The organism is Marinomonas spartinae (assembly GCF_900089775.1).
GTDB classification, from domain to species: domain Bacteria; phylum Pseudomonadota; class Gammaproteobacteria; order Pseudomonadales; family Marinomonadaceae; genus Marinomonas; species Marinomonas spartinae.
The window spans coordinates 166,844-187,503 of sequence record NZ_FLOB01000004.1 but is presented as its reverse complement, the minus strand read 5'-3'; the positions used below and the strand labels follow the sequence as shown (position 1 = coordinate 187,503).

17 protein-coding genes are annotated in these 20,660 nt (G+C 43.8%); 4 read left to right on the top strand and 13 right to left on the bottom strand.

Features of this window, described 5'->3' with window-relative positions; genetic code table 11:
- Positions 1–62: 62 nt before the first annotated feature.
- The 7 genes from lpdA to sdhC all read right to left on the bottom strand — a co-directional run bounded on the left by lpdA (position 63) and on the right by sdhC (position 9,561).
- Entirely contained in the window at positions 63–1,502 is a 1,440-nt protein-coding gene (lpdA, locus tag MSP8886_RS10820) for a dihydrolipoyl dehydrogenase (protein ID WP_067016289.1), read from the bottom strand.
- Between the two features lie 88 nt (positions 1,503–1,590).
- Positions 1,591–3,102, bottom strand: a complete 1,512-nt coding sequence (gene odhB, locus MSP8886_RS10815; protein ID WP_067016287.1) for a 2-oxoglutarate dehydrogenase complex dihydrolipoyllysine-residue succinyltransferase — start codon at positions 3,100–3,102, stop codon at positions 1,591–1,593.
- A 33-nt stretch (positions 3,103–3,135) separates the two neighbouring features.
- The gene (locus tag MSP8886_RS10810; protein WP_067016285.1) at positions 3,136–5,973 is read right to left on the bottom strand and encodes a 2-oxoglutarate dehydrogenase E1 component; all 2,838 of its coding nucleotides are present in this window, start codon (positions 5,971–5,973) and stop codon (positions 3,136–3,138) included.
- A 375-nt stretch (positions 5,974–6,348) separates the two neighbouring features.
- On the bottom strand, positions 6,349–7,053 hold the full coding sequence (locus MSP8886_RS10805; RefSeq protein ID WP_067016283.1) for a succinate dehydrogenase iron-sulfur subunit: 705 nt from the start codon (positions 7,051–7,053) through the stop codon (positions 6,349–6,351).
- Between the two features lie 13 nt (positions 7,054–7,066).
- Positions 7,067–8,839 carry a succinate dehydrogenase flavoprotein subunit gene (gene sdhA, locus MSP8886_RS10800; protein ID WP_067016281.1) on the bottom strand — a complete coding sequence of 591 codons (1,773 nt, stop codon included), beginning with the start codon at positions 8,837–8,839 and terminating at the stop codon, positions 7,067–7,069.
- Positions 8,840–8,842: 3 nt separating this feature from the next.
- Complete coding sequence (gene sdhD / locus MSP8886_RS10795) at positions 8,843–9,190, bottom strand: succinate dehydrogenase, hydrophobic membrane anchor protein (RefSeq protein ID WP_067016279.1); 348 nt, start codon at positions 9,188–9,190, stop codon at positions 8,843–8,845.
- Positions 9,184–9,561: a succinate dehydrogenase, cytochrome b556 subunit gene (sdhC, locus tag MSP8886_RS10790; protein ID WP_067016277.1), complete on the bottom strand. Its 378-nt coding sequence runs from the start codon at positions 9,559–9,561 to the stop codon at positions 9,184–9,186. The genes sdhD and sdhC overlap by 7 nt, the downstream gene beginning before the upstream one ends.
- 568 nt (positions 9,562–10,129) lie before the next feature.
- Here sdhC and gltA point away from each other — a divergent pair.
- Positions 10,130–11,410 carry a citrate synthase gene (gene gltA, locus MSP8886_RS10785; protein WP_067016275.1) on the top strand — a complete coding sequence of 427 codons (1,281 nt, stop codon included), beginning with the start codon at positions 10,130–10,132 and terminating at the stop codon, positions 11,408–11,410.
- Between the two features lie 97 nt (positions 11,411–11,507).
- On the opposite strand, the gene MSP8886_RS10780 is transcribed toward gltA, so the two are convergent.
- Positions 11,508–11,735 carry a hypothetical protein gene (locus tag MSP8886_RS10780; protein ID WP_067016273.1) on the bottom strand — a complete coding sequence of 76 codons (228 nt, stop codon included), beginning with the start codon at positions 11,733–11,735 and terminating at the stop codon, positions 11,508–11,510.
- The gene (locus MSP8886_RS10775; RefSeq protein ID WP_067016271.1) at positions 11,735–12,940 is read right to left on the bottom strand and encodes a DUF2066 domain-containing protein; all 1,206 of its coding nucleotides are present in this window, start codon (positions 12,938–12,940) and stop codon (positions 11,735–11,737) included. The genes MSP8886_RS10780 and MSP8886_RS10775 overlap by 1 nt, the downstream gene beginning before the upstream one ends.
- A 116-nt stretch (positions 12,941–13,056) precedes the next feature.
- On the opposite strand from MSP8886_RS10775, the gene purM reads away from it, so the two are divergent.
- Genes purM through MSP8886_RS10760 form a run of 3 tightly spaced genes read left to right on the top strand, consistent with a single transcriptional unit; the run spans position 13,057 to position 15,502 of the window.
- Entirely contained in the window at positions 13,057–14,115 is a 1,059-nt protein-coding gene (gene purM, locus MSP8886_RS10770) for a phosphoribosylformylglycinamidine cyclo-ligase (protein ID WP_067016269.1), read from the top strand.
- Positions 14,112–14,762 carry a phosphoribosylglycinamide formyltransferase gene (gene purN / locus MSP8886_RS10765; RefSeq protein WP_067016267.1) on the top strand — a complete coding sequence of 217 codons (651 nt, stop codon included), beginning with the start codon at positions 14,112–14,114 and terminating at the stop codon, positions 14,760–14,762. Before purM ends, purN begins: the two co-directional genes overlap by 4 nt.
- A gap of 20 nt (positions 14,763–14,782) precedes the next feature.
- Positions 14,783–15,502, top strand: a complete 720-nt coding sequence (locus MSP8886_RS10760; protein WP_067016265.1) for a DUF3108 domain-containing protein — start codon at positions 14,783–14,785, stop codon at positions 15,500–15,502.
- A gap of 19 nt (positions 15,503–15,521) precedes the next feature.
- On the opposite strand, the gene mobA is transcribed toward MSP8886_RS10760, so the two are convergent.
- The 4 genes from mobA to MSP8886_RS10740 all read right to left on the bottom strand — a co-directional run bounded on the left by mobA (position 15,522) and on the right by MSP8886_RS10740 (position 20,649).
- Positions 15,522–16,127 carry a molybdenum cofactor guanylyltransferase gene (gene mobA, locus MSP8886_RS10755; RefSeq protein WP_245659079.1) on the bottom strand — a complete coding sequence of 202 codons (606 nt, stop codon included), beginning with the start codon at positions 16,125–16,127 and terminating at the stop codon, positions 15,522–15,524.
- A 60-nt stretch (positions 16,128–16,187) separates the two neighbouring features.
- On the bottom strand, positions 16,188–16,853 hold the full coding sequence (locus MSP8886_RS10750) for a helix-turn-helix transcriptional regulator (protein WP_245659078.1): 666 nt from the start codon (positions 16,851–16,853) through the stop codon (positions 16,188–16,190).
- A gap of 123 nt (positions 16,854–16,976) precedes the next feature.
- Positions 16,977–18,320 (bottom strand): HlyD family type I secretion periplasmic adaptor subunit, encoded by a 1,344-nt coding sequence (locus MSP8886_RS10745; protein WP_067016259.1) that lies wholly within the window; start codon positions 18,318–18,320, stop codon positions 16,977–16,979.
- 4 nt (positions 18,321–18,324) lie between these two features.
- Positions 18,325–20,649, bottom strand: a complete 2,325-nt coding sequence (locus tag MSP8886_RS10740; RefSeq protein ID WP_083200909.1) for a type I secretion system permease/ATPase — start codon at positions 20,647–20,649, stop codon at positions 18,325–18,327.
- Positions 20,650–20,660 lie beyond the last annotated feature (11 nt).

Genomic DNA, 20,660 nt, shown 5'->3' with positions numbered 1-20,660 from the left:
AGATAAGCTCTGCCCGTTAAGACAGAAATTACCGGCTCAAGGCCGGCAAATCGAATTACGTATTAACGCTTTTTGCGGTTAGCAATATGAATTGCATGACCGTCTACAGCCAATGCAGCTTCATGCACCGCTTCACTCACTGTTGGGTGAGCAAAGACAGTCAGTGCAATATCTTCTGCAGTTGAGCCGAATTCCATTGCGATTACTGCTTGTGCAATCAAATCAGCAGCGTGACCACCAATGATGTGGCAGCCTAGGATACGATCTGTTTCTTCATCCGCGATGATTTTGACGAAACCGTCAGTATCGTTTGCTGCCATCGCACGACCAGATGCCGCAAATGGGAATTTACCCACTTTGTATTTAACACCTTCCGCTTTAAGCTCTTGCTCGTTTTTACCCACCCAAGCTAGCTCTGGATGTGTATAAATAACAGAAGGGATACAATCGTAGTTCATTTGTGCTTTATGGCCAGCAATAATATCAGCGACCATAACACCTTCTTCAGACGCTTTGTGTGCCAACATCGGACCACGTACGATGTCACCGATAGCGAAAACACCAGGAACAGAAGTACGGCACTGCTCATCTACGAACACAAAACCACGCTCGTCTAAGTCTACGCCTGCATCGCCTGCTAAACAGCCATCAGTGAATGGCTTACGGCCAACAGCCACGATCAGCTTGTCAAACGTTTCTTTTTGCTCTTCACCTTTTGCATCAAGGTAAGTCACTTCGACTTCTTCACCGTTCACTTGGCTGCCGGTTACACGAGCACCAGTACGGATATCTAGATCTTGTTTTTTGAAGATCTTAGCCGCTTCTTTAGAGAGGTCTTGGTCACATAGGCTTAGGAATGATTCTTGTGCTTCAAGCACAACGACTTCAGAACCCAAACGAGCCCAAACAGAGCCCAACTCAAGACCGATTACGCCAGCACCGATAACACCAAGACGCTTAGGCACAGAACGGAACTCCAACGCACCTTCGTTATCAACGATGATGTCGCCCGTACGCGGCGCTGGTGGAATGTTCACAGGTACAGAGCCTGTTGCTAGAATGACGTTCTCTGCTTCTAATGTCTGCACAGAACCATCGTGTGCAGTGAATTCCACTTTTTTGTTAGCAAGCAACTTACCAAAACCTTCAAAGCTAGTTACACCATTTGCTTTGAAAAGGCCAGTGATACCACTGGTCAATTGGTTGACGATTTTGTCTTTGCGGTCGACCATGGCATTGACATCCATAGCCACATCGCCAACAGTGATACCGTGAACACCGTAAGATTCTTTCGCGTCATGGTATTTGTGAGAAGAATCTAGAAGCGCTTTCGATGGGATACAACCCACATTCAAACAAGTGCCTCCTAGGCGAGGCTTATTTTCTTTGTCCAACCACTTTTCGATACAAGCAGTTTTAAGGCCTAGTTGAGCTGCACGAATGGCAGCAACATAACCACCAGGGCCACCACCGATTACAATAACATCAAATTTAGTAGACATATGCGTTTCCATTTATCTTGTCGAACTGTTGTGGTCCTTTTAAGACCACAACAAAGTCAATTCATAACATCTGTTATGTTACGAATACTTAGATTTCTAGTAGAAGACGAGCTGGGTCTTCTAGAAGCTCTTTGATTGTCACCAAGAATTGTACGGCTTCTTTACCATCAATCATACGATGGTCATAAGAAAGCGCTAGATACATCATTGGCTGGATAACAACCTGACCATTAACCGCCATCGGACGCTCTTGAATTTTATGCATACCCAAGATAGCAGTTTGTGGTGGGTTAATGATTGGCGTTGACATCAAGGAACCGAATGTACCGCCATTGGTAATGGTAAAAGTACCACCTTGCATGTCATCCATACCCAACTTACCATCACGGCCGCGAACAGCGAAATCCATAATGCTAGACTCGATATCAGCAAGGCCCATGGCTTCGGTATTACGAAGAACTGGAACCATCAAACCGCGATCAGTCGATACCGCTACACCAATGTCTTGGTAGCCATGGTAAACCATGTCATTACCGTCGATAGATGCGTTCACCGCTGGGAAGCGCTTAAGTGCTTCTGTAGCCGCTTTTACAAAGAAAGACATGAAGCCAAGCTTAGTACCGTTATGAGTCTTCATGAACAACTCTTTGTACTTCTTGCGGATCTCCATAACAGGACCCATGTTCACTTCATTGTATGTCGTCAACATAGCGGCTGTTTGTTGAGCTTCAACAAGACGCTTAGCGATAGTGGCACGTAGACGAGTCATTGGGACACGCTTTTCAATCCGACCATCCGCACCCAATGCAGGCATAGCTGCTGGTGCTGCTTTCGCCGCTGGCGCAGGCGCTGAAGCAGGTTTTGCTTTAACCGCTGCATCAACGTCTTCTTTAGTGATACGACCACCTTTACCGGTGCCTTTCACTTGAGACGCTGTTAAGCCAGCTTCTGCTAGTGCTTTACGAGCTGCAGGACCGGCAACACCGTCTTCGTCGTTGTCAGCTTCTGCGGCAACTGGCGCTGCAGTTTCGGTCGCTGGAGCGGCTGCAGAGCCAGAAGCACCTACTAGGAATGTACCAAGTACTTCCGCGCTTAGTACCGTCTCGCCTTCAGCTTTTGCTATTTCACCGATTACACCGTCAGCTGGCGCAACCACTTCAAGCACAACTTTATCTGTTTCGATATCAACGATATGCTCGTCACGTGCACACGCTTCACCTGGCTGTTTGTACCAAGTAGCAACTGTGCCGTCTGCGACAGATTCTGGGAAAGTTGGTGTTTTGATTTCTACTGTTTCTGTTGCTGAAGAAGCTGCTGCTGGAGCCGCTTCTTTCTTCTCAGCCGGTGCAGCAGACGCTGCCGCACCAGATTCAAAAGTAGCAAGGACTTCCGCACTTAGAACAGTGTCGCCTTCATTTTTATGAACTTCTTTTAGTACGCCATCAGCAGGCGCAACGACTTCTAATACTACTTTGTCCGTTTCGATGTCGACAATGTGCTCATCACGGGCACAGGCTTCGCCTGGCTGTTTGTACCAAGTAGCAACGGTACCGTCTGCTACGGACTCTGGGAAAACAGGTGCTTTAATTTCAATACTCATTTTATACCCTTATCTCTCTGACAGGCTATGGTGCTAACCAACTAAGGCGTCGTTGACCAGCGCTTCTTGTTCTTCAACATGGACAGACATGTAACCAGCAGCTGGCGCCGCAGACGAAATACGTCCTGCAAAACGAATTTTCAGCTCAGGATACAACTTTTCCAATACTCGATTCATACGGTGACGATTAGAATGCCAAGCCCCTTGGTTTTTAGGCTCTTCTTGACACCATACCAAACTCTCAACATTTTTGTATTGTCCCAACACTGACTCAAGATCATCGTATGGGAATGGATACAACTGCTCCAAACGAATCACAGCTACATCATCTTTTTCAAGTTCATCACGACGATTAATCAGATCGTAGTAAACTTTACCACTACACAGCACAATACGTTTTACCTTGTCTGCTTTAATGGTCTGTGATGTTTCTGGCAATACCGTTTTGAAGCCACCTTCAGCCAACTCTTCTAATGTCGAGATCGCTTGCTTATGACGCAACAAACTCTTAGGAGACATAATGACAAGCGGACGACGCATAGGACGAATGGCTTGACGGCGAAGAATATGGAAAATCTGTGCAGGTGTTGTTGGAACGCACACCTGAATATTGTATTCCGCACACAACTGCATAAAACGCTCAAGACGAGCGGAAGAGTGCTCTGGTCCTTGTCCTTCATAGCCATGTGGCAACAACATGGTTAGGCCACATAAACGCCCCCATTTATGCTCACCACTGGTAATGAACTGGTCAATTACTACTTGTGCACCGTTTGCAAAGTCACCGAATTGCGCTTCCCAAATAACCAAGCCTTTTGGAGAGGTTGTTGAGTAACCATATTCGAATGCCAACACCGCTTCTTCAGACAAGTAAGAATCATAAAGATCCAAAGTAGGCTGATCATCAGAAAGATGCTTTAACGGAATGTACGTACTACCGTCTTTTTGACTATGAATAACAGCATGACGATGGGAGAAAGTACCACGACCAGAGTCTTGGCCTGTTATACGAATAGGATAGCCTTGCTCCAAAAGAGTCCCAAAAGCCAATGTCTCGGCGTAACCCCAATTAAGAGGCAATGCTCCCGCAGTCATTTTATCGCGATCTTGGTAAATCTTCTGAACTTGACGTTGAACTACAACACCATCAGGAATAGCTGTTAATTTCTTCGCTACTTCTTGCAGTTTAGCAAGCGGATAAGTTGTGTCCCCTGCATCCGTCCATTCGACGCCAATGTAAGGTTTCCAATTAACAAACAAATCAGATTTAGGCTCTAGCACTAGACTCTTCGCCACATGACGACCATCGTCTAAATCTTGGCGGTTCTCACCTACCATTTCTTCCGCTTGAGCTTTCGTTAACACATTCTCTGCTACTAAGCGCTCTGCATACAACGTACGAGTCGTCTTCAACTTGTTGATTACGCTGTACATCAATGGCTGAGTACCAGAAGGCTCATCTGTTTCGTTGTGTCCGCGACGGCGATAACACACCATGTCGATGACTACATCACGGCCAAACTCATAACGGTAGTCTAATGCCAATTGAGTAACAAACAACACAGCCTCTGGATCATCACCATTTACATGGAAAATAGGCGCCTGAATCATTTTCGCCACATCAGTTGCATACTCAGTAGAGCGTGAGTCATCTTGACGGTTAGTGGTAAAGCCAACTTGGTTGTTAATCACAACATGAACCGTACCACCGGTGCGGTATCCACGCGTTTGAGACATCTGGAATGTCTCCATCACCACGCCTTGTCCAGCGAATGCAGCGTCACCATGAATCGAAATAGGAACAACCGTTTTACCGACTGAGTCTTTACGACGATCCTGACGAGCGCGGACAGAACCCTCCACTACTGGAGAGACGATTTCTAGATGTGATGGGTTAAACGACAACGCAATGTGTACTTCACCGCCTGAGGTCATTACATTAGAAGAAAAGCCTTGGTGGTATTTAACATCACCAGAGGTATTAACTAACTTCTTACCTTCGAACTCATCAAATAGGTCTTTAGGGCTTTTCCCTAACGTATTAACTAACACGTTTAAACGACCACGGTGAGCCATACCAATCACAACTTCTTTCGCTCCTAATGAGCCAGAGCGCTGGATTAGTTCGTTTACCATTGGAATTAAGCTTTCACCACCTTCTAGGCCGAAACGCTTCGCCCCTGGATAACGACTTGCTAAGTATTTTTCAAGGCCTTCTGCAGCGGTGAGTCGCTCTAGCAAGTTTTGACGAGTTTCTGGGGAAAATTCTGGGCGGGATCGAACGGATTCTACACGCTGTTGTAACCAAGCTTTTTCTTGGGTATCAACAATGTGCATAAATTCATAACCAATAGTACTACAATAGGTTTTTTCAAGCTCAGCAATGATTTCGCTTAGCTTCATAGATTCCTTGTTAAAGAACAAAGAGCCCGTTTTAAATTGAGTATCAAAGTCAGCACCAGTCAACTGATGATAACTAATATCAAGGTCTGCTACTTTTTCACGCTTGCGAAGCCCTAACGGGTCTAATGATGCGTGCTGATGACCTCGAACACGGTAAGCATTAATCAATTGCAACACATTGATTTGCTTCTGCTCATGCTCTGAGCTTGCAGCAACACCCGTTGACACAGGCATTGCGCGAAATTTATTTTTGCCAATTTCTAAAAATTGTTGCTGAATTACTGAGTGTGGTAGATCTGTTGATTGTGCCTCACTTACGCGAGGTAGTTGATCAAAACATTTCCGCCATTCTTCCGATACAGAGTTCGGATCGACTAGGTAGCTTTCAAACAACCCCTCAACATATTCCAAGTTTCCACCTGAAAATTGAGAAGTGCTCCATAGCAACTCCATTAAACTTTCGTGCATTCTCGATCACCCTTATGTTCGAGCCAGCTACCGGGGTCCCGGTATGAATTTATCATGCAATCGATAACTCCAACAGGCCCGTTAAGGCCATAAAGCCTCGATTTATTGTTAACTTGCCACCACAATTGCTTCGTGCACTTATACGTTAAACTCATGTAGAGAGGGCCTCTCTCATCCATTCAATTAAGCGAAACCTAATCAGTACTACGCTAAAAGCACTGTTATGCTAGCACGTAACAAATTCTAAAGCGTTTTAATTGCATTCTCTATATTGAAACATGCAAAAACGGCGGCATTGAACAAAACTATTCGAGCCGCCTTGATTTTAGCTTATTCTTAACGATTTATAATCCGCTAAGAACAAGCCAAGCTTGATCAGGTTGCTCGTTGCAAAAGCATGGTGCGAATGTTACCGATTGCTTTCGTAGGATTCAAACCTTTCGGACAAACATTCACACAATTCATAATACCGTGGCAACGAAACACACTAAATGGATCATCTAAATCACTTAGGCGCTCTTGAGTTGCTGTATCACGGCTGTCCGCTAAGAAACGGTAAGCCTGCAACAAGCCAGAAGGCCCAACAAACTTATCTGGGTTCCACCAGAACGATGGGCAAGCGGTTGAACAACATGCACACAGGATACATTCGTATAAACCATCTAGTTTTTCACGCTCTTCAGGGCTCTGAAGACGCTCAATAGCTGGCACTGGCGTATCATTGAGAAGATAAGGGCGAATCTTTTCATACTGCTTATAAAACTGCCCCATATCCACAACAAGGTCACGCACCACTGGCAGACCTGGCAGAGGGCGTAACACTAACTTGCCATTTTTCACCGCTTGGGAAACAGGCGTGATGCATGCTAGGCCATTTTTACCTGACATATTCATACCATCAGAGCCACACACACCTTCACGACAAGAGCGACGATAAGAAATGCTTGGATCTTGTGCTTTTAACAAGTTCAATACATCCAATACCATCAAATCTTTACCCGCAGGCAAATCAATTTGGTAATCCTTCATGTATGGAGCATCATCCACTTCAGGATTGTAACGATAAATACTAACTAACATTCTGAGTTACTCCTTAGTATTTGCGAATCTTAGGCGGGAAAGGTTCCATTGTTTTTGGCGCAAAGTTCACATCACGCTTAGTAACAGTTTTGCTTCCAGGATGGAACAATGAGTGCTTCAGCCAATTCTCATCATCACGCTCAGTAAAGTCATTACGAGCATGGGCCCCTCGACTCTCTTTACGGAATTCAGCGGGGATAGCCGTTGCTTCAGCAATTTCCAATAGATTCTCAAGCTCAAGCGCTTCAATACGTGCTGTATTGAATGCTTGGCTCTTATCTTCTAGATTCAAGTTTTCAACACGCTTACGAATCTTCTCAAGCTCTTTCAAGCCTTTTTGCATGGATTCGCCGTCACGGAATACGCCAAAGTATAACTGCATCACTTTTTGCAGTTCGGCACGAACCGCAGCAACACTTTCACCACCTTTTGTATTATTCAACCGCTCTACACGAACCATCGCCCTTTCGATGTCTGTTTCATCCGCATTGAGCGAATCAAACCCTTCATCCAGAGATTTTTTGACATGCAGACCAACAGCACGACCGAACACAACAAGATCAAGTAGAGAGTTACCACCCAAGCGGTTAGCACCATGCACAGATACACAAGCGGCTTCACCACATGCATACAAGCCATGAATGACAACGTCTTGACCAGCGTCATCTTGCATCAACGCCTGACCACTAACATTCGTTGGAATGCCACCCATCATGTAGTGACAAGTTGGAATAACGGGGATTGGCTCTTTCACTGGATCAACGTGAGCAAAGGTACGAGAAAGCTCAAGAATACCTGGCAGGCGCTTATTAAGCGTCTCTTCACCCAAGTGATCTAATTTTAGAAGAACATGATCTTTATCTGGGCCACAACCACGACCGCCAAGAATTTCAAGAATCATTGCACGCGCCACAACGTCACGACCGGCAAGGTCTTTCGCATTAGGTGCATAGCGTTCCATGAAGCGTTCACCGTCTTTATTAATCAGGTAACCACCTTCACCACGACAACCTTCAGTAACAAGTGTACCAGCACCATAAATACCAGTCGGGTGGAATTGCCACATTTCCATATCTTGAGCAGGGAAACCTGCACGTAACGCCATCGCCACACCGTCACCAGTGTTAATGTGAGCATTGGTAGTCGATTGGAAAATACGACCCGCGCCACCGGTAGCAATAACCGTTGCCTTCGCTTTTAAATAAACGCTCTCGCCTGTTTCGATGCAAATTGCAACAACACCGACCACTGCATTTTCTTTATTTTTTACCAAGTCGATCGCATACCATTCATTGAAGAAGGTCGTGCCACCTTTAAGGTTACCCTGATACAAAGTATGCAATAATGCATGACCTGTACGGTCTGCAGCCGCACAAGTACGCGCCGCTTGAGTTGAATCATTTGGGCCTTTAGATTGGCCGCCGAAAGGACGCTGATAAATACGACCATTTTCTTTACGAGAAAACGGCAAGCCCATATGTTCAAGCTCAAAAACAGCTTGTGGACCAACGGAACACATGTACTCAACTGCTTCTTGGTCACCAATGTAATCCGACCCTTTTACAGTGTCATACATGTGCCAACGCCAATCATCATTTGGATCCTCACTGGCGATTGCACAGGTGATACCACCTTGAGCAGATACCGTGTGAGAACGTGTTGGGAATACTTTTGTAATACAGGCGGTGTTCAAACCAGATTCAGTTAACTGAAGTGCGGCACGCATACCAGCGCCACCACCGCCAATAACGATGGCATCAAAAGAAATCGTACGAATATTAGCCATTACTTATAGCCCCCAAAGAACCTGAATGCCCCACACGATGTATACAAACATCAATAAACCGCATAGAGCTTGAAAGAAGAAACGAATACCAGTTGGCTTAATATAATCAGTAGAAATTGACCACAGACCAATCCAAGAATGCACGCCAATAGATAACAATGTCATCAAACTGAAAACACGCATCCAAGTTGAACTGTAAAGCGCACTCCACTGCTCAAACGTAAGATGAGGGTGTAATAAAAGATAACCGATAATAAAAATGGTATAGAGAGACAATACCACAGCGGAAATACGCTGCATCATCCAGTCATAAAGACCAGAGCGACCAAAGCTTGTAATTTGAGTTACCATATCCACACCCCAGCTAACACAATAAGAACCGCTGCAATGACAATGTTTGCAACAGCTGCATTACGTCCACTTTCTAATTCTTCAAAGTGTCCCAAATCCATGAACAGGTGTTTAATACCTGCGACGAAGTGATACATCAACGCTGATACGACACCCCAGATAACGAACTTAGCAAGGAAGTTTGTCTGAAGCATATTCACAACCTGATCAAATCCTTGTTGAGACTCTAAGGAAACATCAAACGCATATAACAAGAAAATCAAACCTATAAAAAGGATAATCCCCGTCACACGATGAATAATAGATACGATTGCTGTTACCGGCATTGATATTGTTGAAATATCAAGGTTGACTGGTCTTTTTTTATTCACGACTATTTACACCATCTTATTAAGTGAATGGTCCATCACGACCCAATTTCTATCTGCGAACTTAACGAAACTTTTACATTACGTCGTCACACCATAGGCCTAATCGAAAATTGCATCGATTTGCAAACGACATTTTCTGTTCAAGCAACTACTCTTGAATGGTATACGCCGACAAATCAATGAAATCATCGGGAACGCAATTATAGACTAGCGAAAATTGGGAAGACAAATAGACTGGAGCTAGGGTTTTCAATGATCACCATTCACAGGCTGAATGTACCCATAAGCTGTAACAATAATGGTGTTTAATTACAGCCTATGGATTGGCATTAACCATAAAATATTATTTATATTTCAAACAGTTAAACCTAAAAAAGGATAAAAAAACTTTATGAGAATGGTTTTTATTGTCAAATAATTACAAACAAAATTACAATATTGTAAACTCTTTGCAAGTGTAGAAGATTGACTTTTATAGTGCTGAGACAGTATTTTTTCCCCACCTTCTGGGTCAGGAGGGTCTTTTTTGACTTCTTAGCCCCGGACCAGAATTCGAAGGAGAGCATAAATGGCCGATAAAAAAGCACGACTTACCGTAGACGGAATCGATAAAACCATCGAACTTCCCGTTATTTCAGGCACCCTTGGTACAGATGTTATTGACGTACGTGGCTTAGGTGCAAACGGTATTTTCACTTACGACCCTGGTTTTATGTCCACAGGCTCATGTGAGTCTGCAATCACGTACATTGATGGTGAAGCAGGCGTACTGCTACACCGAGGTTACCCCATCGCTCAACTTGCTGAGCACTCAGATTACTTAGAAACTTGCTACCTTTTGCTTTACGGAGAGCTTCCAACGGCAGAAGAGAAAAAAGACTTTGTCGACATGGTTAGCGCTCACACTATGGTCAACCAGTCGATGCATAAGTTTATCGAAGGGTTTAGAAACGATGCCCACCCGATGGCCATTATGTGTGGATTAGTTGGCGCCCTGTCCGCTTTTTACCAAGATCACATGGACATCACCAACCCAAGACACCGGGAAATTGCTGCATTCCGCTTAATTTCTAAGATGCCAACGCTGGCAGCAACTTGTTACAAGTACTCAAAAGATCAGCCCGTTATGTACCCTCGTAACGATCTGTCCTATGCAGAGAACTTTCTTTATATGATGTTTGCAACGCCTTGCGAAGAATATAAAGTCAACCCTGTTTTTGCAAAAGCAATGGACACCATTTTCGTCCTTCATGCAGACCATGAACAGAATGCTTCAACCTCAACAGTCCGTCTTGCCGGCTCTTCCGGAGCTAACCCATTTGCCTGTATTGCTGCTGGCATTGCAACATTATGGGGGCCTGCCCATGGCGGTGCGAATGAAGCTGTCCTTACCATGCTGGAAGAAATTGGTGACGAGGACCAAATTGATAAATATATTGCTAAAGCCAAAGACAAAGACGATCCATTCCGCCTAATGGGCTTTGGACACCGCGTCTATAAAAACTTCGACCCACGCGCTAAGGTGATGCGCGAAACCTGCGATCAGGTATTAGCAGAGCTCGGCCAGTCTGACGATCCGCTACTAAAAATCGCAAAACGTCTAGAACAAATAGCTCTTGAAGATCCTTACTTTGTAGAACGCAAATTGTATCCAAACGTTGATTTCTACTCTGGCATTATCATGAAGGCAATTGGCATTCCAACCAGTATGTTTACGGTTATTTTTGCGATGTCCCGTACCATAGGCTGGATTTCTCACTGGAATGAGATGATTAGTGGCTCTTATAAAATTGGCCGTCCACGTCAATTGTATGTTGGTAAAACACAACGCGATTACCCAACAAAATAATCAACAAATACACTGATGGACAGAACAAAAAAACGCGCCTTTCGGCGCGTTTTTCTTTACTCGATGTCGATCAAGAGAAGCGGTAAAACAGACTGAATTATTCGTCGTCTTCCTCAACGATTTCGGTAATCGTCTTGGACGAACACTGCACACACTCCCCTTCAATCCAAACGTCATTCCCTTTTGCGTATTCCACAGGATTCTTCATCCCTAAGTCCACTTCCATGCACTCATTGCACCAAGTCTGAGATAGAAAATCCGCTTGTTCGGACTCATCTCTGGCATAAAAGTCACGTTTAATAATCTCATCTTGTTGGTCAGACACTACTGAGCTCCACTGTATTTAAAATATTCAATATTATTGCTCGCACTAGGAGCATCCGAATCAGTTGAGGATACAGGATCTGGTGCTTGCGAGGTAGTGCTGGCCTGCTGTGCTGTATCGACTGTATCTGCTGAAGGCACTTCTGCTCCATCCGCCTGTAGCGCGGAAGTCTGCGTCACTGGAGGTGTATCGGCCTGCAACAAGCTACTCAACATAATACTATCTAGCAGTTTTTGCTTATCCCCATTAATGGCAACAGAAAATACGACAGAATCTTTGGTCGCTTTTACTACATACACATCTCTGACCACACCCACACTTTCTAAATATTGCTGAATTTTCTTCATGGCTGCGTAATTCGTTACACCCGACACAGACAAATCAAGACGACTTTCCGAAGCACTATTTCGAACCGCAGCATAACGCTCAGATAAGGCCTTAGCCATATCAGCACTGGCTTGATCAGCCAAATCCTGCAAGTTCGCGCCTGTTAGCGAGAATTGCTTAGTGTCATTACCGATTATCATCAACAAATTCCCAGTCAAGGAGCCCGCATATTGCGACACACGCAACGCTGCAATAGCATCGGTTTGGTAGCGTTGACTAGCACTTTTAATGGTATCTTCGAAGAACCCCCACACATCTGAAGGCGAAATAGCCGCAGCATCCACAGAGTCCATCAAAGGTGCATAAATTGGCACACCATAGTTTGTCGATGACGCAGCTAAGTCATTCAATAATGGTGAGGGAGAGTTTGCACCAGATAGAGTACGGACCCCATTGTTATCATCCACCGCCCAGACCAACACCGATGGCCGATTATTCCCCCACACAGGTAAATTGTGTTGAGTCAAAAATTGATCTATTGACTCATGATAGAAAAATACATTGACCTGCTTACCCGCCACCAAATCACCATTTAATGGCAGCAAATCCTTCAATGAGGTCACAGAGTGCTGTGCCACCCATGTTGGGGCGGCTTTTTGAGCCTCTTGAAGCAAGTCTCCAGTTATTGCGGCTTTATCACCAGACACCCTAACCAACACTTGCTCGACCGCTTGAGAGAATGCATCACTCAACATTTGACCTTCAGACTCGGTGGCTGGTAACTTAATGCTGGCACGATATAAATCTTTAACCGGAACAGCAGACGCCATCGACACATAAAAAATACTAATTAAAAATAAAAAAATACGGATTTTCATAGCCCCTTCCTTCGTTTATTTGCTTATTCTACTGCCTTAATGCCAAAGAACCATAGCCCTAATACGCCACTATGCTAAAATGCCTTCTTTTCCCCGCACATGATAAGGCATAGGCAATGACCAAATCGGATAAAACATCGATTAGTTATAAAGACGCAGGCGTTGATATCAACGCTGGAAATCAACTTGTTGAGCGCATAAAAGGTGTTAGCAAAAAAACTCGCCGTCCGGAAGTAATGGGAGGGTTAGGAGGATTTGGCGCATTAACCCGCCTTCCGACCAAATACAAAAACCCTATTCTTGTTTCAGGCACTGACGGCGTGGGAACAAAGCTTCGCCTAGCCATGGACCTCAATCAACATGACACAATTGGCATCGATTTAGTTGCTATGTGTGTCAATGATCTTGTTGTCGCAGGTGCAGAACCCCTTTTATTCTTAGACTATTACGCAACAGGGAAATTAGATGTTGATGTGGCTGCAAACGTCGTAACTGGTATCGGAGAAGGCTGCTTACAAGCTGGCTGCGCTCTAGTTGGTGGCGAAACAGCTGAAATGCCAGGCATGTACCATGATGGTGATTATGACTTGGCAGGCTTCTGTGTTGGTGTTGTTGAAGAAGAAAAAATCATCGATGGCAGCAAAGTAACCATCGGCGATAAGCTAATCGCTCTTGGTTCCTCAGGCCCTCATTCTAATGGCTACTCCCTGATTCGAAAAATTCTCGAGGTGAGCAAAGCCGATCTAAACCAAGAAATCGACGGTATCGCCTTAAAAGATGCGTTAATGCAGCCTACCCGCATTTACGTTAAGTCCATTCTTAAACTAATGGAAAGCATCGATGTTAATGCCCTTGCACACATTACTGGTGGAGGCTTGCTCGAAAATATTCCGCGCGTTCTTCCTGACAATACAGCAGCACATATTGACGCTTCTAGCTGGAAACGCCCTGCTGTGTTTGATTGGTTACAAGAACAAGGAAATGTTGAACAAGAAGAAATGTACCGTGTTCTTAACTGCGGCGTTGGTATGATATTGTCTATTGACGATGACAAAGCGGATGAAGCCTTAGCCATTCTCAAAGCAGAAGGCGAAAACGCTTGGATCATCGGTGATATTTGTGAACGTAAGGATGGAAAAGACGTGCTTATCTCTGATCTAGAGGCACAAGCATGAGCTTCCCTATCGTTGTCTTAATTTCTGGCAGCGGTAGCAACTTGCAAGCTTTGATTGATCAAAGCTTGCAAGGGGTTTTAAACGTCACAATCAGCGCTGTGATCAGTAATAAAGCCGACGCTTATGGGCTCGAAAGAGCCAAAGAAGCGGGCATTCCAACTCATGTGCTGAACCACAAAAGCTATGGCAGCCGTGAAGAGTTTGATACAGCATTACAATCGACGATTGACCGATACCACCCCAAATTGGTGGTATTGGCTGGTTTTATGCGCATTTTAACAGAGGACTTTACTCGCCATTACGAAGGGAGAATGCTTAATATTCATCCTTCTTTATTGCCTAAGTTTAAAGGGTTAAATACGCACCAACGTGTGATTGATGCCAAAGAAACAGAGCATGGCGTGTCAGTCCACTTTGTTAGCGCTGAGTTGGATGCTGGCGCAGTCGTTGTACAAGCGCGAACTCCAGTCGAGCCGTCAGATAACGCCAAGACGCTTGCTGAAAGAGTGCATAAGCTTGAGCATATTATATACCCTTTAGCAGTAAAGTGGTTTAGCGAGGAGCGCCTGACGCACCAAGACAAATACGCTTTTTTGGATGGTCAAAAACTACCTGTAAACGGCCTTGATTATCAGGAAAAGACATAATGATGTGAGGACAGACGAGTATGATATATCTAAAGAAGTCACTTATTACTTTGGCAACCTTAATGATAATGTCGTTACTCCCTGTCCAAGCAGCCAGTTCTTCCAACTCCTTTTTAACCCCTTACACCGCGGTTTACAGCACCATCTGGTCAAAAGGTATCAACCTAAAAATAGAAGGCAAGCAAACACTTAAAAAAGCCCCTAACAATCAATGGGACTTTATTTTCACAGCAGACAGCCTTATTGCCTCTCTGGATGAAAGAGTGCATTTTAAGGTAAAGGATCACCAAATACTCCCCATTCATTACCAGTACAAAAGCAGCTTACTTGGAAAAAAACGTAGTGCAGAGCTGGACTTTGACTGGCACTCAATGAAAGTTCGTAACAATGTCAAAAATACACCTTGGAACATGTCAATCGTGCCAAATACGGTTGATAAATTGAGCGTCCAATTACAGGTCAGAGAAGATGTAAAATTAGGGAAAAAGCGCTTCAGCTATAAAATTGCCGATGGAGGACACATTAAAACCTGGACTTTTAAACGAGACAAACAAGAAGTCATTGATACCAAGCTCGGACGCATTAAAGCCATTAAAGTCACCCGAACAGACAACCTTGATAATGGAAAAAAGTCCTCATTTTGGTTCGCACCTAAGTACGACTATCTTTTGGTAAAGCTAGTTCATAAAGAAGATGGCCAGTCATACAACCTTGATATTGAGTCCTTTAAAAAAGGCTAGTTTTAGCTTATAGATTGCCCTACTCTAGTTGTTCAGAGTAGTTAACATTGATCAACTCAGCTTCTTCGCTCCAATGTAGAGCTCGGCAACCATGAAGTTCATAAAATGCCATAACGCTTTTTTTCATATCTCGAGCAAGAAAAGTGGATAAAGCAGATAACGCAGTTGAAACAGGGAGAACTGCATGTAATGGATGGCGACCGCTTGCTGTAACGATATAATGGATTTTATCCGGTTCACGTTTGATGGCATCAAGTAAAGCATGAAAAGCGTCTGAGGAGACACAAGGGCTATCACAAGGTGAAAGCAGTAAGAATTGACTCTTAGCGTTATGCAAACCCGCCATAACACCCGATAAAGGCCCTACATCTTGATAATCCGCTAAATCCGCTATCACTTCAAAACCGAGCGACTCATAGTCCTCCTGATATCGATTGGCGTTAACCGCGACCATAGACGTTACTTCTTTTAACGCCATCGCCACAGAAACCACCATAGGCACGCCTCGGAAGCACTGTAAGCCTTTCTCTTTACCTGACATTCGCTCGGCTTTGCCACCTGCAACTATCAGCGCAGACACCTCTTCAGTATTATCATTACAGAAAGACACAGTCATAATGCTCATAAAATTAATATCTGACAACACAACAGCATGGTTTGAGGAACAGTCATCCCTACCATAAGTCTAGTGAGAGAGTTTAGGAGAATTTTGCGTCAATAGTGCCAAAGACAAGCGATCTTTTGTATGGGTTTTTTTAAAAATCGCCGTTAAATGCGCTTTAACGGTTCTCTCAGTAATGTCCATTTCATTCGCTATTTGTTTATTAGATAGGCCATTTGAGACCAGAGTGGCAACATAATGCTCTCTATCCGATAAACCCGCTAACATATTCTGTTCATCTTCGCTTCTCAGCAATAAATCTTCCTGATCATTGCGCACATGCGTTTCTGCTAACGAAGCGGATTGAGAAATGAGACTATTGATAAACGCCTTGCCTCCCCAAATCTCTCCAGAGTCGACCACAGACAGCACCAGCTTCAGTTGCTCTCTTCCTATATACGGCGAACACTGTCCCAACACACCAACAGAGAAAAGCCGCAGTGCGGCAGCTTGACTCGCTTGATTAGGAAACACGATCATAATTTGTTTAGGGTACTTACGCTGTAAAGAAACAACACTCTCTACATTGGCTGAAAAATTTTTATCCGCCAAATAAATAAAACAGTACTTGTACATTTCTTTTGAGGCCAAAGCGCTATCGATTTCATTAAAACCCTGCTCACGGAACAGCGTAGCATTAGAATCAACCACTTTATTCCAATGATGCCAAACAGCCTCATCAGTACTCAAACACAATATCTTCAAAGTATTCCTCTTTCTTTATGCAATACTGATAATAAATCTTACGAAACCTAACACCTTAGAATCGTTAACTTTTGTTAAGCAACGGTCATTTCTAAAAGAGATTTGTAATCATCTTTCATGTAGCGCATTCTGCTTCGCCTTTAAGATAGGTTTAAACAAGTATTGCAAAAGAGTCTTTTTGCCAGTAATGATGTCGACTGTCGCTTGCATCCCTGGAATAATCGGCAATGGATTTTTTGCTGTCCCCAAGTAATTATGATTGGTTCTAACTCGAACTAAATAATAACTACGCCCCTCTCTATCATCTTTATCAACAATGGTATCAGCACTAATAGTTTCTACATGGGCTTTTAATCCCCCGTAAATAGAAAAATCATAAGCCGTTAATTTCACCATGGCAGGTAAGCCTGGCTTAATAAACCCAATATCTTTAGGTTTTACCTTGGCCTCAATCAATAGAGTGTCATCAATGGGCACAATGTCGATTAGATCCATTCCTGGTTTGACAACGCCACCGATGGTATTAATTTGAATCTGTTTAACAATGCCATTCACCGGTGAGCGCACTTGTGTCCTAGACACTTTATCTTGTAACGAGAAATTCGCCTGCCTCAATTGGTCTAACTTACTCTGTACCTTATTAAGTTGCTCCTGTGCATCAGACATAAACTTGGCATCACTTTCCACAAGTTTATTTTGGGCTTCTTTAAGTGCTGAGTGAGCCCGAGGTATCGCAAGTTCCGTAGCCTCGAGATCCCCTTGTATCTTATTCACATCACGCTCTAACTGTAGGAGTTCCACTCGAGAAACAGCCCCTTGTTTAAAAGCAGGGCGCGTCAGAGTAAGTTCTTCAGACGATAATTTATAGCTTTGCTTAAGATTTTCCAACTTCGCTTTCTGCTCAATGATCTCTTGTTTTTTTTGATCGACTTGTTGCTGGAAGACTTGTTTGTTCGCTTTCAATGATTCTATTTGAGTTGTATACAGATCCATTTCACGAGCCACTAAATTTGGATACTTTTCAGCAAAAGACTGACTAAATACGGGTTTCTTACCATCTACTTCAGCCTGCAAACGAACAGAACTGGCATATAAATTGGTAGATTCCACTTCCTGTTCACGAAGGGAGGACAAGGCAGTAGAGTTGTCAATGGTCATCAGTATTTGACCTTTTTTCACAGTTGCCCCTACTTGGGTGTCAATTGTCTTTAAGATACCACCCTCTAAGTTTTGAATTTGTTGAACCTGCTGTGAGGGAATAACCGTCCCAACACCAACGGTTCTTTCATCTAAAGTCGTATGATCTGCCCAAATAACCGCGACCACTAAAAAAATGAAAATCACCCACAAAATAATACGGCCACCACGTGGACTTTTAAGCATCAAGGCGGAGTTACGATCGCTTAGAAATTCAAGATCTCTTTGTGCTATGCTTTTTTTGCTATTTTTCATATGGTTAACTAACCTTCAGCCTGCCTTGTCTTAACGCTTCATGCACTTGTGCTTTAGGCCCGTCTGCTATCAAACGACCGTTATCCATAACGATAATTCTATCTACCATGTCAAGCATAGAGGCTTTATGGGTAATGAGTATTAACGTCTTATCTTTCATGGTATCCATTAATCGACGTTTCATACGTGCTTCTGTGGTGTTATCCATTGAGGCCGTCGGTTCGTCTAAAATAAGAATAGTCGGATCAAACAGCAATGCTCTGGCTATGGCAATACTTTGTCGTTGACCACCGGATAATTGCATACCGCGTTCCCCAACAATACTGTCTAAACCATTCGGTTTGCGGTTAGCGAACTCTGAAACACCAGCCAATTCAGCCGCACGCACAACCGCTTCATCCTCCATATAAGGTACACCCATGAGAATATTGTCTTTGATAGAGCCATAAAACAGTGTGACATCTTGGGAAACACTTCCCACGTTACGGCGCAGATCAGTAGGATTAATTTGCCGAACATCCACCCCGTCTACACGCACTGCACCATCAACTGGGGTATACAGCCCTGTCATCAACTTACCCAGTGTCGATTTACCTGAGCCAATCCGACCTATAATAGCCACTTTTTCACCAGGGTTAATGGTAAAGTTTATATGACTAAGAGCTGCTTGTTCTTGCTCTGGGTAAGCAAAACTCACTTCATCAAACTGAAAACTTCCTTCAAAACGAGGTCGATGAACAAATTTGACATCATCAGGATTCTCAACAGGCGATCCCATAATCCCATTCAGTGCAGTAAAAGCTGATTTGGCTTGATTATAGCGAGTGGCCAACCCTGCGATCTGCCCCACTGGACCAAGTGCACGACCTGTCAGCATAACGGACGCTACCAGCGCCCCCATTGACATATGCCCTTCTGAGATTTGATATACCCCAACAATCACAATAACCACTGTGGTTAACTGTTGCACCACCATGGCAAAGGATGAACAAGATTGTGATAATTGACGAGTTTTCACCCCCCAATCAGCAATATTCCCCACCGCACTTTCCCACTGCTTTTGTAATACACCTTCGGCATTATTTAACTTGACACTTTCGGCGTTATATAAGCTTTCAATCAATATGGAGTTTTTCTGTGAAGAGGTCTTTTGACTTTCTTCTATAGAACGCCGTAAAGGAACCTGTATAATAAAACTGTAACTCAGTATTAGAAAAATACTTACAATGGGAATATAACCAACAGGCCCACCAATCAACCATATCACAGCGATGATGATGAACATAAAAGGGAGGTCAACCAAAGTGGTAATCGAAGCCGACGTGATGAAATCTCGAATACTTTCAAATTCCTGAAGGTTTTTTGCAAATGCCCCGACCGATTTCGGCCTAGACGACATAGTGATGTTGTTGACCTTAGAAAAAATCTTCGAAGAAATGAGAATGTCTGATTTTTTACCCGCAATATCAATAAAGTAGGCACGCAACGTTCTGAGCAGAAAATCAAATATATAGATGGTTACCACGCCAACAGCCAATACCCATAATGTATCAAAGGAATTATTTGGTACAACTCGATCATACACGTTCATTGTAAAAAGAGGACTGGCCACTGCAAAAATGTTGATCAACAGTGAAGCAATGAAGACGTCTCGATAAATCCGCCAAGATTGCGTAATTGTCCCCCAAAACCAGTGCTTGTGGGAGGCCTTTTCATCTTCGTGCTGAGAGCGACGATCGAACTTGTATTGTGGACGAACGAAAAAACAATAACCTGAATAGCTTTCATGAAGATCATCTAAATCAACCTCTACTTCCCCTTCTCCTGACTCTGGGCGCAGTATCGTTGCAGTATGACCACTCTTATCAATTCGCAGCAGAATACAAGCTTGCTTATCATGCAAAAGCAGCACTGCTGGCAACACCATATCGGGAATTTTACCAAACGGACGCTTTACAAAACGCGAGCTAATATTGATACGTTTAGCTGCACGCTTAAACATTTCAGGCGTCATTTCGTTATTTGTAATGGGCAAGCCGGATGCAATAGAATCTGCCGAATAAGGGTTGTGAAAATACTTACTCAGCAAAACTAAACAATCTAGTAGCGGATTGGGATATTCTAATGCTGCCCCATCAATTTTCCATTGAGGCTTAGGGTTGACTGGCTCCTCATTACTCTCTTCTGATGAGGGCGCTTTATTTTCCGACTCTTCATTTGCCAAGTCGGTATCAGATGATTCATTTTGTTCTTTCTTCGTTTCATCTGTCTGGGTTGTTGTATCAAGTGAAGCAAAATCATTCTGTTTCGGACTGGTGGAGTCAGACATACTGCACATAC